Here is a 15,267-nt window from a genome sequence, read left to right on the forward strand (position 1 = left end):
CAGCAAATTTTAATGTTACTAACAGGAGTTTCTCAGCTTAATGAATTATTCTAAAGAAAAGGCTGAAGGAGGGTGGCTATGAAAAGAAAAAAGATGTGGGTTATTATAGCCAGTGCAATAGCAGTAGTTGGCATTGGTTTTACTGTTGTTTATTTTGGAGGTACTGCTTCCAAAGCGGCTATTACGAAGGTGGAAGCAGAGAAAATTATTTCAAGCCAATACCCTGGATCGATAGAAGGAGATATTCAAAAAGAAGAAAATAACGACTACTATGTTGCAAGTATAGAGAATGAAGGAAAACAGTATGAAATAAAGATTCATGAAAAAACTGGAGAAGTTATCCAATTAAACGAAGTATCTGCTGAAAATAAAGCCGATCACAATGCCTCTGAGCAAAAAGAAAATAACGTTACAAAAGGAACAGAAAATAGTGAGCAGGGGAGTGAACCAGACAAAAAGCAAGATAATAATGCTGGACAAAATGTTGTCATAAGTGAAGAAAAGGCGAAAGAATTAGCTTTAGAGGAATTTGCTGGTACGTTTGATGAAATAGAACTAGATGAAGAAGATGGACGCTTTGTCTATGAAGTAAAAATTGTTCATGGGGAAGATGAAGCAGAAATCACGATTGATGCATTTACAGGGGAAATCTTGTTTACAGAAATAGAAAGAGAAGATTAACTTATATGGTTAGGGCATTAGCGTGAACGAGGTATTCAAAAAACGCAAAGTGAAAATGTATTAACAGATTATATATGAAAGAAATCGTTCACAGTTCCAGCTATAGTCGGTAGATACCTATTCTTTTGACAAGGAATTGGGGTTATCAAATTTTAAAAAGAAAAATAGCCCTTACCCATTTTTATGGTGGTGGTAACCATCATCTTAGAGAGAACAGGGGGCTATTTTTTTGTGTTTACACTATAGGAAAGTATAAAAGTATAAAGGTTTATAGTATAAGAAAAACTATGCCATTCGCCATAAGACTTGGCGACAAGCCAAGTTTTTCTAAAAATAGCAACAACAACTCAAATAACACGAATTTTCTACTATTCCTTAGTCGGACCGACTACGATTCCATATATCCAGCTTGTCTTTGCAAAGCCCTTTATTCATGAAGAACATTCGATACGCAATTCAAAAAGTAATCTAGTGGTCTTTAGCACGACAATCAAATTCACTAGTAACTAATTCTTTTCTTAGTAAATTCTAATCTTGTTCACAAGGTTCTCTTATTCCTTATGGTTATGATAGAACTAACAACAAACAAGGAGTGGATAAGAATGAAAAAGAAATTAGGGATTATTATCGGAACAATAGCTGGTGCTGCGATTTTGGGTACTGGAGTATATTATTCTAATGCAGATGAAGCAACCCCAAAGCTGGATGGAGATAAAATTAAGAGTATGGTGCAAGAACAATACGATGGTCAAATCACTGAATTTGAATTAGAGACGGATCGCCATAAAGCAGTGTATGAAGTGGAAGTAACAAACAAAAATGTGGAATATGATTTAGAGCTTGATGGGGACAGCGGAGAAGTGTTGAAAGAAAACAAAAAGGAAATCAATCAAACGAAAAATGGGAATAGCGAACAAGCGCAAATAAATGCAGTTAAAGAAGAGTTGATATCTATGGAAGAAGCGAAAAGCATTGCCAAGAAACAATTTGATGGCAAAGTAATGAGCATGGAACTAGATGAAGATGATAACCAATTTATTTATGAAATAGAGCTTAGAAATGGAAAGAAAGAAGCGGAATTTGAGATTCATGCTGAAAATGGAGAAATTCTGAAGCAAGAAATTGAAATAGAGGATGATCATGACTATTAGGATACATGTCTAGTCGGTAAATGGAACAAGAAAGCGACCGAAATTCGTGTGCGATCGTTACACTTATGCCAAAGCTTTAACTTGGCTTGAAATGTTCATATCCCTAAAGAAGGTGCTGTATGACACCCGCGTTTCTAGACAACGCTAAGAGGTAGATAACAGCACCTAAACTTTTAAAAGAAGTCTTAATGTATACAAAACGACACATAATGAGTAGCGTCATAGGAAAAGATCTGTTGAAAGTGTCTACGCTTCAGCTGTTACCTTGAAATTATCTGTTACAGTAGCGTCTACCGTTTGATTTTTTTCAAAATACGCTCGGATTAATTCTACAGCATCTTTTTGAATTTCTTTCACTACAGGTTTATTTTTAAACATGGAGTAATCACCGCCACCACTTGCTCTGTAGTTATTTAATACGACATGATAGTTCTCTTTTTCGGTAATGGGCTTACCATGATAGCATAATTTCTCCACTCTATTTCCAATAGGTTTGGCTACATTTATCGTGTAGGTAACCCCCTCCCACATATCATAGTTATAATGCTGCGGTTTTGGTTTTTCAAAAGCTGGATTCACCACAATGGCACCATTTTCATTAAGCGTGAAATAAGCAGCACTTTTTTCCAATGCGGCTCGAATATCCGCACCCTGCAATTCCAAAACGACTAACGTATTCGGATACATATAATTGGCGACAACATCACGCATGGTAACGGTTTGGCTAAAACCTTTCGAGTCATTGTTTAACAAGGCGGTTACAGAAATATCTGCACCACTTGCTTCCATTTGTACTTTTTGAATAAATTCAATAAACGGATGTTTACGAGTCCGAGCTTGCAATGGATCATCAATGGTCATATCCCCTTTAATATAGCCAACAGGCTGATCAAGCCATTGTTGGGTGGAGGCTTCTACTTCTTTCGTTAAATGGACAATCTCTTGATCGGGAGGAGTTTGAGCTAAATTATGCAAGCTTGCTTTCTTATCAATAATTTGCCACCCTGCAGCAGATTTTGTAAATTGAGTATCCACTTTACCATAGAGAGTGGCGTTATTTCCAGGCTGAATAACTAATACATCATGAACGGTGCCTGTAAGCTGGCGGTGTTGATGGCCTGTTAACAGAACATCAATACCTTTAATTTGACATATGGCATAGCCTTGATTTTCTCCAGTTAGTGTTTCTGTAGCCTCTCCTGTATGAATATCACGTTCAAATCCGCCATGGTAAGAAACAACGAGTAAATCAGGCTGCTCCTTTTTATGGATAGAAGGAACCCATGTTTTTACTGTCTCATATGCATCTCTAAAGTGAATGTCTGCAATATGTTCTGGAGATTCCCAATTTGGTATGTAATGCGTTGTAACCCCTAAAATGGCAACTTTAATTCCGTCCTTTAGCGTCTTTATCATATATGGAGGACCGTATTTTGGCTCTTTTGTTTCTGCATCTAACACATTTGCAGCGAGCCAAGGAAAATCGGATTGCTTCATTGCAGCTTGTAAGATAGATTGACCAAAATTAAATTCATGATTGCCAATCACAGAAGCGTCAATGTTAATTTTGTTCATGGCCTGAATGATCGGGTTTACTTCATGAGGGTGTTCTTTCACATAATGCGTCATTAAAGGAGTGCCTTGAATAAGGTCTCCATTATCAAGGACGATGACGTTATCATGCGTACTACGAATTTGTTTAACTGCAGTTGCATATCTTGCTAGTCCATTTGCAGATTCTTCATTTGTGCCATAATTAATCGGCATAATGTGGCCGTGAATATCACTTGTATAAATAAGGCTTACGTTGACAGACGTATTGTTCAAAGGTAAGCATCCTTTCCATGTAACTTATAGGAATAAAATTTTTGGGTTTATCGTATAAGAAAAATGATAGCTTGCGCCATAGAACTTGGCGACAAGCCAAGTTTTTCTAACAAGATAAGCAAGTATAAAATCAGGGGCTTATGTATACAAAATAACCCAATAAGCCATGTCTGGCTCCAGCTCCCAGCAACTAGGCGACTTCACGAATCGTCTTACGATAAGTCATCATTGGTTCGTCCTAAATAGGAAGGCCGACTAAAGACGGGCTTGCCGGAGGGCGCCGGCATACTCCTGTTGCAGGAGCATGATTCCTAAAACTTTAGTTGATTCGTTCCAGTCGCTACGTTGCTAAACATGCGCCCTGAGCCTTTCTTTTCTTCATGTAACTATGGGAAATAGCCCCACAAGGAATCTGTGGGACTGTATAGAAATAACTATACTATTTTCCGACGAATTCGCGCGGAAAGAAAGTCAATCACCGTAACAACGATAATAATGGCTAGTAAAATTAATCCCATTTCATTCCAATTTCTGTTGCTGGAAGCAAATATAATCATTGTTCCAATACCTCCAGCTCCAACAATACCTAAAATGGATGAAGCTCTAATATCGACTTCGAATCGATAAATGGCATAGGATAAAAATTCCGGAACAATTTGTGGTATAACTCCGTAAAATAAAATTTGAATTTTATTTGCCCCATTTGCCTCCATTGCTTCAATGACTTGCATATCAATGGATTCAATTACTTCAGAGTAAAGCTTACCGAGCATACCTGTTGAACCAATTGCGATAGCTAACACACCAGCAAAAGCGTTAGGACCGACCGCTACAACGAACAATATTGCCAAAATAATATCAGGGAATGCACGCACGGCTGACAATATCCATTTTCCAATGGTAGTTAAGATTTTACTCTTAGTCATATTTTGAGCTGCTAAAAATCCTAATGGAATAGCTAAAACTGCGGCCATCAAGGAGCCGGCAAAAGCAATCAATATGGTCTCCCATATTTTTGCAGCAACTTCGCTTGTTGCAGACCAATCAGGTTGAAACAGTTTTGGGATAACCCGTGAGAAGTTATTTACCATTCGCTCAAAAGCTCTTCCCCAATCGATATCGATACCAAGAAAAGTCCAAACATATAGCGCTACGATAGCTAAGAAAATAACGATTCGTCTTACTATTTTAAAGGTTGATTTTGGTTGTTTAGGAGGTAAAGAATACGCAGCCATTAGATCAAAGCCTCCCTTAGTTTATTGCTAATAAATTCAATGATAATAACGACAATAAAAATTAAAATAATAATCGCCATGGCATTAGGATAATTATAAAAACCGAGTTGTTGATCCAGAACTAAGCCAATTCCTCCTGCACCTACTAATCCTAAAACGACGGAAGCGCGGATGTTAATTTCGAATACATAGAGTACGAAGGAAGTGAATTGTGGTAAAACTTGTGGAACAAGCCCAAAATAAATAACTTGAAAAACATTCCCGCCTGAAGCACGCATGGCTTCTAGTGGATTCATATCAACAGATTCGATCGTTTCACTAATCAATTTAGCTAGTATGCCTAAAGAAAAGATAAATAATGCTAAAATTCCTGGTAACAGGCCGACACCGAATAAACCAACAAAAATAACGGCTAGCACTAAGTCTGGGATCGTGCGCAGAATATTTAAAAATGTTCTTGTAATGAGATATAACGGTTTAAAAGTCGTTATATTTTGGGCAGATAATAGTGCTAAAGGTACAGTCAGGATTGCTGCTAATGTGGTAGCTATAATTGCCATTTGGATAGTTTGCGCCATTTCTCCCCAAACCTTTGGAATAACTTCTAGATTAGGTGGAAAAAACTTTTCAATAACGACGTACATATTGCCTAGTGCATTGCCGAAGCCACCGACCATTTCCCGTTGCGTCCAAAATATACTAAACAAATAAAAACCAATGACGATAAAAAAGATGATCGTGATTTGTAGTTTTGTTTTTACAGGATAAATGGAGGGTGTTTTCTCTGTCATTTCTTGTTTTGATTGTTTGGTCACGATTTGTTCGCCCCCCCACGTAAGTCATCCTCACGTATCGAACGTCCATAAATTTCTTCAAATGTTTTCTCCGTAACTTCCGATGCAGGACCGTCAAAAACGATTTCGCCAGCACGCATACCAATAATTCGATCGGCATACTCCATTGCCATATCGATAAAGTGGAGGTTCACAATCGTTGTAATATTATCTTCTTTATTGATTTTCTTTAAATATGTCATGACTTGATGGGAAGTGGGCGGATCTAAAGAAGCAACAGGCTCGTCCGCTAAAATATACTTTGGCTGTTGTGTAAGTACACGTGCAATACTTACTCGTTGTTGTTGTCCGCCACTTAATTCGTCTGCGCGATTATAAATTTTTTCTCCGATATTAACACGTTGCAAACTTTCATATGCTAAGCTTATATCCTCTTTTTTATATAAGTTTAAAATGGATCTTAACGTTCCAGTATGACCTAAACGACCAGCTAGAACATTTCTAAGAACGTTAGTTCGGTTTACGAGGTTATAATTTTGAAAAATCATGCCGATTTTAGTGCGCAGCTTTCTTAGGTCGCTACCTTTATAATCTAGTATATTTTCATTGTCTATCGATAAAGCGCCACTAGTAGGTGTAACGAGACGATTTATACTGCGAATGAATGTTGACTTTCCAGCACCAGATAGGCCTACAATTACGACAAATTCTCCATCTTTAATGGTTGCATTAATATTTTTTAAACCCACTGTTCCATTTGGGTACACAAGCCCAACGTCTTTAAATTCTATCATTTATGTATTGCCCCCATCATAGAAAGATTGTTTTAAAACTGGAAAAAAAGGGAGAGTTTCCATCTCCCTTTTTTCCACATAATGTAATTAGTATGATTTTGAGCATACTGCTGTATTCTTCAGAGGATCAAAGAAATTTATAGCTCGATATCATCTTTAAATTTTTGATATGTCTCTTTAACGATCTCGTATTCTTCGTCGGAAGCTTCGTCAATCGCATCCCAATTGTATACTTCATTCATGATTTTAATCATTTCTTCATCTTCATTGAAAGATAGGAATGCTTTTTTAATTTTTGTCACTAATTCTTCATCTAATTCTTTCGTTACAGAGATGGTGTCATTTGGGATTTCGTCCGTATATTCGATGACTTTTAATTTATCCATGACATCAGGGTATTCTTCTTCTAATTCCGTGCGAACATCGTCAAATGTAGTAGCTACATCAGCATCTCCTTCGTAAACAGAGATAGCTGCATTATCGTGTGCTCCAGCAGCAATCGTGTTACCGAAGAAATCACTTTCTAATTCTGTTCCAGAAGCATAGTCAAATTCTTGCATCATTTGGTATGCTGGGAAAAGGTAACCAGAAGTAGAGCCTTTATCTGCATATGTCCATACTTTACCTTCTAAGTCTGCTAAAGACTCAATGTCAGAATCTGCTCGTACGACGTATTGTGCTTTGTATGTACCAGAACCATGACGAACAGATTTAAGAATAACATTTACATCGTATTGCTCATTAGCAAGTACGTAACCGAAAGCAGGAATAAAGCCAATTTGTACTTGGTTTGAACCCATTGCCTCTACAAGGGCATTATAGTTGGTCATTACTTTCCCTTCAACATCAATTCCTAATTCTTCCCCTAAACGATCAGCTAGAGGCTTTACTGTATCTGCGATTGTATCAGAATCTTGAGAAGGAACAAATCCCATGACTAGTTTATCTGGGGTTTCTCCTTTTTCTTCTTCTTTCGCATTATCGTTGCCTTCTCCGCTTGCGTTATCTTCTCCATCTGAATCATCTGACCCGCCACAGGCTGCAAGTACGAATGCTAAGGCAAGGACGATAAAAAGACTATACCACTTTTTCATTTTGACCCTCCTAAAATTTATCTACTGAATAAAAATGCTTATACCTTTATTAAATACTATTTACGAAAAAATTTCTAGATGTATTTTATTTTCTTTACAAGAAATTAATATAGATGGCTAAGTTTATTTGTGCATAGGAAACGGGAGCAAATTTCTTCCTTATTGTCAGCCGTTTATCCCAGAGATAAGGTGTTGTAAGACTACTTCAAGAATGTGAGATAGGAGCTGAACAATTCTAAGTGAGAGATAATAGCATCTAAATTCCCTTTTTCGTAAGCGGCTTTTAGGTCATACCCTTGGATGCTCACAATGAGTGAGGATGAAAGGCATCCACTTTATGTTTTTTTATGCGAGCTTAGGGGAATAGCTAGTAAAAAACAATTTGGGCGTTGTAGTTTTTAGATCAGCGAATTTTTTAAGTAGAACCATCTATGTTTCATGGTATTGCTGTCTTGAAAAGCGAGAATAATGAGTCAGCTTATAAAACATAGCAAAATGGATTAATAGGAAATGCATGAAGGGAAGTTGCTTCATGAGAAAATATGAAACTGCGGTACTTTTATATAATGGAAATGCAGATGAAGAAGAAATGAGAACAAAATTAACGCAAATCGTTGCAAATTTATCTTTAGCAATTAAACAATTGCATTTGTTACAGACAGATTCCATTGAAGATGTGAAAGAGGCTTGTGTACGATATGCCGCTAAAGTGGATGTATTACTTGTTTTAGGAGGAGATGGCACAGTACATGCATGTATTAACGCTATCTCTCCTTTAAAGAAGCGCCCTATTATTGGTATATTGCCTGGGGGAACGTGTAATGATTTTAGTCGTGTACTTCATATGCCACAACAATTAGGGGAAGCTGCCTCCTCCATTGTAGACGGAGAGGTTGTGGAGATCGATGTAGGAAAGGCTGATGACAGATACTTTCTTAATTTTTGGGGGATTGGCTTAATTGCTGAAACATCCCAAAATATTGATCCTAATCAAAAGAAAAACTTCGGTGTACTTAGTTATTTTATGAGTACATTAAAAAGCCTTTCCCAAGCAGAAAGTTTTTCCTATCAAATAACTACAGATGAGCAGAATTTTGCAGGGGAAGCTGTAATGATTGTTGCATTAAACGGAAGGTTTTTGGGTACGCAAGAAGTCCCGATTTCAAGTTTACAACCTGACGATGGAAAACTAGATATCCTCATTGTAAAAAATTCCAACCTTGCTTTTTTTCGTGATTTATTGGCTATGAACGATCCGAACAAAAAACTAAAGGAATTAAATGAAATGATGTATGTGCAAACGACTTATTTGCAAGTAACTACTGAAAACAAGAAAGAAATCGATATGGATGGGGAAATCATAGCTACTACACCGTCAGAAGTGGAAATTATTCCAAAACATTTACAAATGATACGAGCAAAATGACTGCTCGTCATATGAACGAAAGTATAAAGTTTTGAACTTGTTCCCCTAGGAGTTAGAAGTAAATACTAACTTCTAGGGGATGTTGCTTGTAATGAAAAATGAAGCTTTTTGAATCTTTTTTCGAACCATTTTCGTACAATAGTGTAAGGCAATGCTGTAAAGGGAGGATTTCCGTTGAAAACGTTAGAGGTTGTTGAACTTTCGGTAGAAATAGATCAGAATTTGCTGATTGATCATGCGTCATTTATGTTAGAGGAAGGGACGATCACAGCGCTTGTAGGGCATAATGGGGCAGGGAAATCAACGCTTTTAAAAGCCATTGTCGGGATGCTTTCTAAAAGCCAAGGGAAAATTATATTTAATGAAATGTACCATCAGGATGATGATTTTTTAACATGTAAGCTATTACTTGCTTATTTGCCGGAGGAACCGATGTTGTTGACGGAATTAACTGTGATGCAACATTTCCAACTTTACGGCATGAGTTATGAACTGGCTAAAAATGAAATGAACCAACGAATAAAAGAGATGGTAAAAGGATTTGAATTATCCGATAAACTAAATGAATATCCTGAGTCATTGTCTAAAGGAATGAGACAAAAGGTGCAAACCATTTGTGCGCTACTTCCTGATACACCGTTGTTACTTATTGATGAACCTTTTATGGGTTTAGATATTTATGCAATTGATTATTTTGAGCAATTAATGAAAGAGAAGGTGGCAAGAGGAACGACGATTCTTGTTACAACACACCAATTAGACCGCATGAAAGGAATGGCGGATAATTATATTATGTTGCAACAAGGTAAAATACATAGCCAAGGACCAATTGATCAATTTGTTACGATTGATAGGAGAATGGATGAATGATACGTCGACCATCCCTATTAAAAAGCTTCTTTTTCATAAGAGTCCATCGCTTTAAGAAAAAGCGAAAGTTAAACAAGCAGGCGTCCCAATTACTTTTTGATAAGACAACGACGGTATATCTTGTTTTATTACTTGCCTATACGTTTGCAAGTATGTTTATCTTTAGCGATACAGCGGTTATGTATAAGGACTATTTTATTTTATTAGAGCAGCAGGCGGAAGATGTGATATGGGTATTGACTATTGTTTTACCAGTTCGTTCTATGTTTCATGCATTCCGAGAACCAGGGGTTTTATATTCCAGTGCAGAATATCAATTAGCTTTATTACCATATCCAAGAGGGAGTATTTGGCTTTTAACGTTGCTAGAAAGATGGCTAAAGAGGCTACTTATATATAGCTTAATAGCGGGTGTTGCCCTGCTAATAACGCCACTTAGCCTATTATTCATTTTTACGTTTGTGGTAACTTTCATCATGTTTGATATCATCATGGCTATACCACAATGGAAATTATTTCAGCAGCACTTCGCTAAAAAAATGATGCTGTTTTTATTAGCTATAGTATTGGTAGGCGTCGCAAGTCTTTTGACCCCATTGCTAGAGCCAAAATTAATTGCCTCCCTACTCATTAGTTGCATTGTATTGGTGAATTTGTTCTTGTTGCCGCATGTATTTTCACATATTAATTGGTCGAAAGTAACGGAAATTAATGATTACACTATTTGGCGTATGCCGTTATTGGCTTTTGCTTCAAATACGAAATTTAAACGTCCGAAACGATATACTTTGTTTCAAAATAGTAGTAAGAACAAATTGCCATTTACTACGGAGGGTCAAATTTATAATCGGCTATGGAAATTATATTTCATAAAACAACAAGCGATTATCTTTCGTGCTTTAGGAACATTATTTGTACTTATTACAGTTCTCTTTTTCATGCCAGTATGGTTGTTCTATATCGGTATTGCAGTCATGTTATATGTTTATATTTCAATTGCAGTTAGTTTTTATGCAGATCGATTTAGCAACGATGTCATTGAAATATTACCATGGTCCACGAAAAATTACACAAATTATTTTTCACAATGGATGCGATTAGGCGCTATACTCTTATTTATTCCAGTACTATTTTTTTATTTTATGCACCTTAGTTGGTGGACCCCACTCCATATTTTGCTGTTTTGGACGACGTATCGTTATGTGAAAGAAGTAAAGCTAATGAAAATGGCCCAATCACTGACCAGAAAAAAAGCTGTTTTACAAGTAGAAGAAACGCTAGGGACGGTCGCTATGGTATGTTTAAGTTTAAGTGGAATTTATCCTTTTCTGACGATAAGTTCACTTGTGCTTTTGTTTCTGCTTTATAGAAGAAGCGGCAAGCGCCATCTTTTCATGACAAGGGGAGGATAATTTGACGAAGAGTAATGCTTTAAAGGAAAAACAGAACAATAGCTCGCTTAAGTTATTGGTTGTATTATCAAAAGCATATCGGAGTTTAATGGAACAAGTGGAGGATGATATTCACCAAAGAGGTTTAAATTTAACCGATTTTGCAGTAATGGAGTTGCTTTATCATAAAGGACCACATACTTTGAAAGCGATAGGGGAAAAAATATTATTAACAAGTGGGAGTATTACGTATGTTGTCAATAAATTAGAAAATAGACGTTATATCTTACGAATACCTAATGAAAATGACCGACGTGTAACATTTGCTGCCATTACGGAAAAAGGGGAAAGGTTAATGGAGGAGATTTTTCCCGGTCATTGGGCAAGAATTGAAGAAATTACAAGTGGACTAGATGAGACAGAAAAGCAACTGGCCATTGACTTGTTGCGAAAGCTCGGTACTGCAAATAAGGTGAAATAAAAGGGAGAAAATATGTCAAAAGCATGACGTTCAGTAATATTTATGTCATGAGATTGGCATATTTTTGTTTGTAATTATTTGTAGTAGGGAATAGATGAGTGTATAAGATAAATGGTCCTAAGAAGGGGTTTTTACAATGGAAAAACCTGATGTGATTGTATATATTAGTACGAACTGTAAAGCATGTGAAGAAGTAATAGAATTCTTACAAGAATGGACGATTATGTATCAAACGAAAAATGTAAATGAAAATCCATCGAATATGAAAGAATTACAGAGTTTTGGAGTATTTGGTACCCCCACAATATTTATTGCTGGTAAAGAAGAACCAATATTAGGATTTCAAAAAAATAAATTAAAGTATTGTTTAGGTATCATAAATAAAGAAATAACGCATTATAGTTCTTTGTTTGATGGGTATATAGAAGAAAAAAACAACGATCACAGGTTTTAGTAAAATAGCATACGCTGTAAAAAAAGGTGTAGAGGGTGTGGATTCTTATGTATTATCGGCCTTATTTTAATTATAGAGAAGTTTATGATGAACGTCCTGATCCTTTTGCTACAGCGAATATGGGAGCGTCCATCCATTCTCAACCGTATTTGTCTCCACCATACCAATCTCCCTATGATTCCTTTGCTAAGCCTCAACAGCCAATGAGCTGGCCTGAAAGTAAATTTCAAACATCCCAACAACATATGTACCATGGATGGAATGGGCAACCTTCACCACAAGGTATGCACCAAGGTTTAAACGGGCAACCTTCGCCACAAGGTATGCAGGAAGGTTTAAATGGGCAACCTCCGCTACAGAGTATGCAACAAATGGGTATGCAAAGCTCACAAAATATGGAGCAAGAGGCGAATATGCAACAAACACAACAATCAACTGCTCCTGGGCAATCTTTTGATTTGGATAAAATGTTATCAACAGTAGGTCAGTTGGCTAATACGTATCATCAAGTCTCTCCCATCGTTAAGCAATTTGGATCACTTATCAAAACCTTTAGATAAAAGAGCTGGTGGCCAACATCATCAGCTTTTTTATTCGTCTAGGAAATTATAAAATTTAGCAGCTGTGGATAAACTTACTAAGTTATTTAACCACGTCCGGCTCCAGCGCCCAGCAACTAGGCGACTTCACGAAATCGTTCTACGATAAGTCATCATCGGTTCGTTCCTCACCGTGATTCCTAAAACTTTAGTTGATTCGTTCCACTCGCTACGTTGCTAAACGGGCGCCCCGAGCCTTTGTTCCTTTAAAAATTTCCAATAATCATCAAGCATGTTTTTGGTAAGAAAAGGGGAAACAAAGAATAGAACAGAAAGGAGAAACGTAAAGATGGTAGCCTGTTTAATTATTCACGGATATACTGGGGGTCCTTATGAAGTAGAACCACTTGCGGATTATTTAACAAAACAAACCAATTGGCATATTGCTGTCCCCACGTTACCAGGCCATGGTCGAAACTTGAACTTACAGCATGTATCTCATGACGAATGGCTCGAAGCTGCAGAACAAGCACTGCTGCAACTACAAAAAAGGTATGATACCGTTTATCTTATCGGTTTTTCCATGGGAGGGATGATTGCGGCTTACTTAGCAGCGAAGTATCAAATCGAGAAGCTAGTGCTTCTAGCTACTTCTGGAAAATATTTGTCATTAAAGCAGATTGGAAAAGACGTAGGCGGCTTCCTTACAGATGCTGTGACAGGGAAATTAGGAGAGAATAAACTGTTTCTGCACTATAAAAGAAAACTAGGGACAGTACCTTTTCGCGCTAATATTGAATTTTTAAAGTTAGTTCGGTTTACTAGAAGGTACTTAAATAAAATAAAATCGCCAGTATTAATTGCTCAAGGGCAGCAAGACGGAATGGTACCATATAAAACAGCCTATTACTTAAATAAAGAAATTACATCGGAGCAAAAGGAAGTGGTCTTTTTCGAGCGTTCTAAGCACTTAATCTGTTTAGGAGATGACAAAGATACATTAAACAAAATCGTACATGCCTTCTTGCAGTCATCAAGATCACCTACATTTACCTATTAGGAAAGGGCTTTGTGGTCAATTGTGCATTTTTCATTGCATCCATGTAAGGGATGACGGCTTCCTATAATATACTCTAGAGCCTGTTTAATGGGACAAACAGAGTCTAGAGTATAAACTTATTAAACAGTAGTGGGCTCTCATGCTTTCCTTGAGAGATAAGAAAGTATAAAATTTGTTGCTTTGGGATACCGATTTTAACGGAATAGCCACGTCCGGCTTAAGCGCCCAGCAACGAGGCGACTTCACTCCATTGCCCTAAGCTAAGTCATCATCAGTTCGTGCTAAATAGGAAGGCCGACTAAAAACGGGCTTGCCTTAGTGCGTCAGCATACCCCTGTTTTAGTGGCATGATTCTTAAAACTTCAGTTGATTCGTTCCAGCCGCTACGTTGCTAAACGGGCGCCCTGAGCCTTTGTTCCACTATAGGAAAGTATAAAATTTTGAGGATTATAGTATAAGAAAAACTAAGGCTTCCGCTATGAGACTTGGCGGCAAGCCAAGTTTTTCTAACCTAATGCTTGAAAAAAGAAATAACGAGAGCACCTTCTCCACCATATGTGGATATTAACGGACCAGTTTCCATGATGAGTGCATCTTTAAATGGATAAGCCTCTCTTATTTCATTTAGCACTTTCTTAGCACGTCCTTCTGCATTACAGTGCGATAAGGAAATCACTTTATCCTCCACATTTTTTGTATATTCACCAATTTGATCGATAAATCGGCGAATGGATTTTTTATCTCCTCTCACTTTTTCCGTCACTTCAATAGCTCCGTCTTCACTTGCACGCATTAGTAGTTTAATATTTAATGTTTTAGCAATTTTACCTTTTACCTTATCAAGACGTCCGCCTTGAATAAGGTTTTCCAACGTCTTTAATACAAATAATGTAGCAGTTTGTTCTGCTCGTTCCTCTAGGTGCTCCACTAATTGGGAAAAGGAATAGCCTGCTTCTATTTTGGAAATAGCTTCATGAAGCAACAGAGCGATCCCGCAAGAAGCGGTTTTTGTATTAATAACGGCAATCTTACGTTCGGGGTCTTCTTCAAGCAACAATTTCATACCAGCAACTGCGTTTTCATAGGTGCTGCTTAACCCTTTCGTCAAACTAAGCATTAAAATAGGAACATCTTGGTCAATTTGTTTGTAAGCTGTGTAAAAATCATGTGGGCTTGGTGCTGAAGATCTAGGTAATTCATTGGTTTCAGCCATTTTTCGATAAAAGGATGGGGTGTCTAAATCCACTCCGCTTTTATATTGTCCATCACTAAAATGTAAATAGAGTGGCACTTGAATAATATTTGTTTTGGTTAATAAACGCTCAGGTATATCCGCTCCACCATCGGTCATTAATTGCATGTTCATAAGGTTTCATCCTTCCCTTTTTTCTGTGTTGTTCTTACACTATAAGAATATTGCATTCTATAATTTGTGATTAAAAAACAAGAGCATCCATTTTAAAGACGATA

The 15,267-nt window shown here is 37.1% G+C and carries 15 protein-coding genes; 9 read left to right on the plus strand and 6 right to left on the minus strand.

The genetic code is table 11. From position 1 onward, the window contains the following. The first annotated feature begins 78 nt into the window (after positions 1 to 78). Entirely contained in the window at positions 79 to 681 is a 603-nt protein-coding gene (locus tag B2C77_RS03685) for a PepSY domain-containing protein (RefSeq protein ID WP_077702468.1), read from the plus strand. 602 nt (positions 682 to 1,283) lie between these two features. Beyond that, entirely contained in the window at positions 1,284 to 1,832 is a 549-nt protein-coding gene (locus B2C77_RS03690) for a PepSY domain-containing protein (RefSeq protein WP_164085441.1), read from the plus strand. 246 nt (positions 1,833 to 2,078) lie between these two features. On the opposite strand, the gene B2C77_RS03695 is transcribed toward B2C77_RS03690, so the two are convergent. The 5 genes from B2C77_RS03695 to B2C77_RS03715 all read right to left on the minus strand — a co-directional run bounded on the left by B2C77_RS03695 (position 2,079) and on the right by B2C77_RS03715 (position 7,576). After that, a complete protein-coding gene (locus B2C77_RS03695; protein WP_077702470.1) occupies positions 2,079 to 3,659 on the minus strand; it encodes a bifunctional metallophosphatase/5'-nucleotidase in 1,581 nt (526 codons plus the stop codon). A gap of 434 nt (positions 3,660 to 4,093) precedes the next feature. Continuing rightward, positions 4,094 to 4,894: a phosphonate ABC transporter, permease protein PhnE gene (gene phnE / locus B2C77_RS03700; protein ID WP_077702471.1), complete on the minus strand. Its 801-nt coding sequence runs from the start codon at positions 4,892 to 4,894 to the stop codon at positions 4,094 to 4,096. After that, positions 4,894 to 5,685 carry a phosphonate ABC transporter, permease protein PhnE gene (gene phnE / locus B2C77_RS03705; protein ID WP_077706814.1) on the minus strand — a complete coding sequence of 264 codons (792 nt, stop codon included), beginning with the start codon at positions 5,683 to 5,685 and terminating at the stop codon, positions 4,894 to 4,896. Before phnE (B2C77_RS03705) ends, phnE (B2C77_RS03700) begins: the two co-directional genes overlap by 1 nt. Positions 5,686 to 5,705: 20 nt before the next feature. After that, positions 5,706 to 6,482: a phosphonate ABC transporter ATP-binding protein gene (gene phnC / locus B2C77_RS03710; protein WP_077702472.1), complete on the minus strand. Its 777-nt coding sequence runs from the start codon at positions 6,480 to 6,482 to the stop codon at positions 5,706 to 5,708. A 137-nt stretch (positions 6,483 to 6,619) separates the two neighbouring features. After that, the gene (locus B2C77_RS03715) at positions 6,620 to 7,576 is read right to left on the minus strand and encodes a phosphate/phosphite/phosphonate ABC transporter substrate-binding protein (protein WP_077702473.1); all 957 of its coding nucleotides are present in this window, start codon (positions 7,574 to 7,576) and stop codon (positions 6,620 to 6,622) included. A gap of 532 nt (positions 7,577 to 8,108) precedes the next feature. On the opposite strand from B2C77_RS03715, the gene B2C77_RS03720 reads away from it, so the two are divergent. The 7 genes from B2C77_RS03720 (at position 8,109) to B2C77_RS03750 (ending at position 13,797) form a co-directional block, all read left to right on the plus strand. Then, the gene (locus tag B2C77_RS03720; protein WP_077702474.1) at positions 8,109 to 9,002 is read left to right on the plus strand and encodes a diacylglycerol/lipid kinase family protein; all 894 of its coding nucleotides are present in this window, start codon (positions 8,109 to 8,111) and stop codon (positions 9,000 to 9,002) included. 174 nt (positions 9,003 to 9,176) lie between these two features. Beyond that, complete coding sequence (locus tag B2C77_RS03725; RefSeq protein ID WP_237342692.1) at positions 9,177 to 9,872, plus strand: ABC transporter ATP-binding protein; 696 nt, start codon at positions 9,177 to 9,179, stop codon at positions 9,870 to 9,872. Beyond that, on the plus strand, positions 9,869 to 11,284 hold the full coding sequence (locus tag B2C77_RS03730; RefSeq protein ID WP_077702475.1) for a hypothetical protein: 1,416 nt from the start codon (positions 9,869 to 9,871) through the stop codon (positions 11,282 to 11,284). The genes B2C77_RS03725 and B2C77_RS03730 overlap by 4 nt, the downstream gene beginning before the upstream one ends. A gap of 1 nt (position 11,285) precedes the next feature. Next, positions 11,286 to 11,744 (plus strand): MarR family winged helix-turn-helix transcriptional regulator, encoded by a 459-nt coding sequence (locus B2C77_RS03735; protein WP_269467138.1) that lies wholly within the window; start codon positions 11,286 to 11,288, stop codon positions 11,742 to 11,744. A 136-nt stretch (positions 11,745 to 11,880) separates the two neighbouring features. Next, positions 11,881 to 12,198 carry a glutaredoxin family protein gene (locus tag B2C77_RS03740; RefSeq protein ID WP_077702476.1) on the plus strand — a complete coding sequence of 106 codons (318 nt, stop codon included), beginning with the start codon at positions 11,881 to 11,883 and terminating at the stop codon, positions 12,196 to 12,198. A gap of 47 nt (positions 12,199 to 12,245) precedes the next feature. Beyond that, positions 12,246 to 12,758 carry a hypothetical protein gene (locus tag B2C77_RS03745; RefSeq protein WP_077702477.1) on the plus strand — a complete coding sequence of 171 codons (513 nt, stop codon included), beginning with the start codon at positions 12,246 to 12,248 and terminating at the stop codon, positions 12,756 to 12,758. A gap of 328 nt (positions 12,759 to 13,086) precedes the next feature. Beyond that, positions 13,087 to 13,797, plus strand: a complete 711-nt coding sequence (locus tag B2C77_RS03750) for an alpha/beta hydrolase (protein ID WP_077702478.1) — start codon at positions 13,087 to 13,089, stop codon at positions 13,795 to 13,797. 511 nt (positions 13,798 to 14,308) lie between these two features. Here the strand turns inward: B2C77_RS03750 and B2C77_RS03755 are convergent. Next, complete coding sequence (locus B2C77_RS03755) at positions 14,309 to 15,163, minus strand: DegV family protein (protein WP_077702479.1); 855 nt, start codon at positions 15,161 to 15,163, stop codon at positions 14,309 to 14,311. Between the last annotated feature and the right edge of the window lie 104 nt (positions 15,164 to 15,267).

Origin of the sequence: Virgibacillus dokdonensis, from assembly GCF_900166595.1 — a bacterium.
In the GTDB taxonomy this organism is placed as follows: Bacteria; Bacillota; Bacilli; order Bacillales; family Amphibacillaceae; genus Virgibacillus; species Virgibacillus dokdonensis.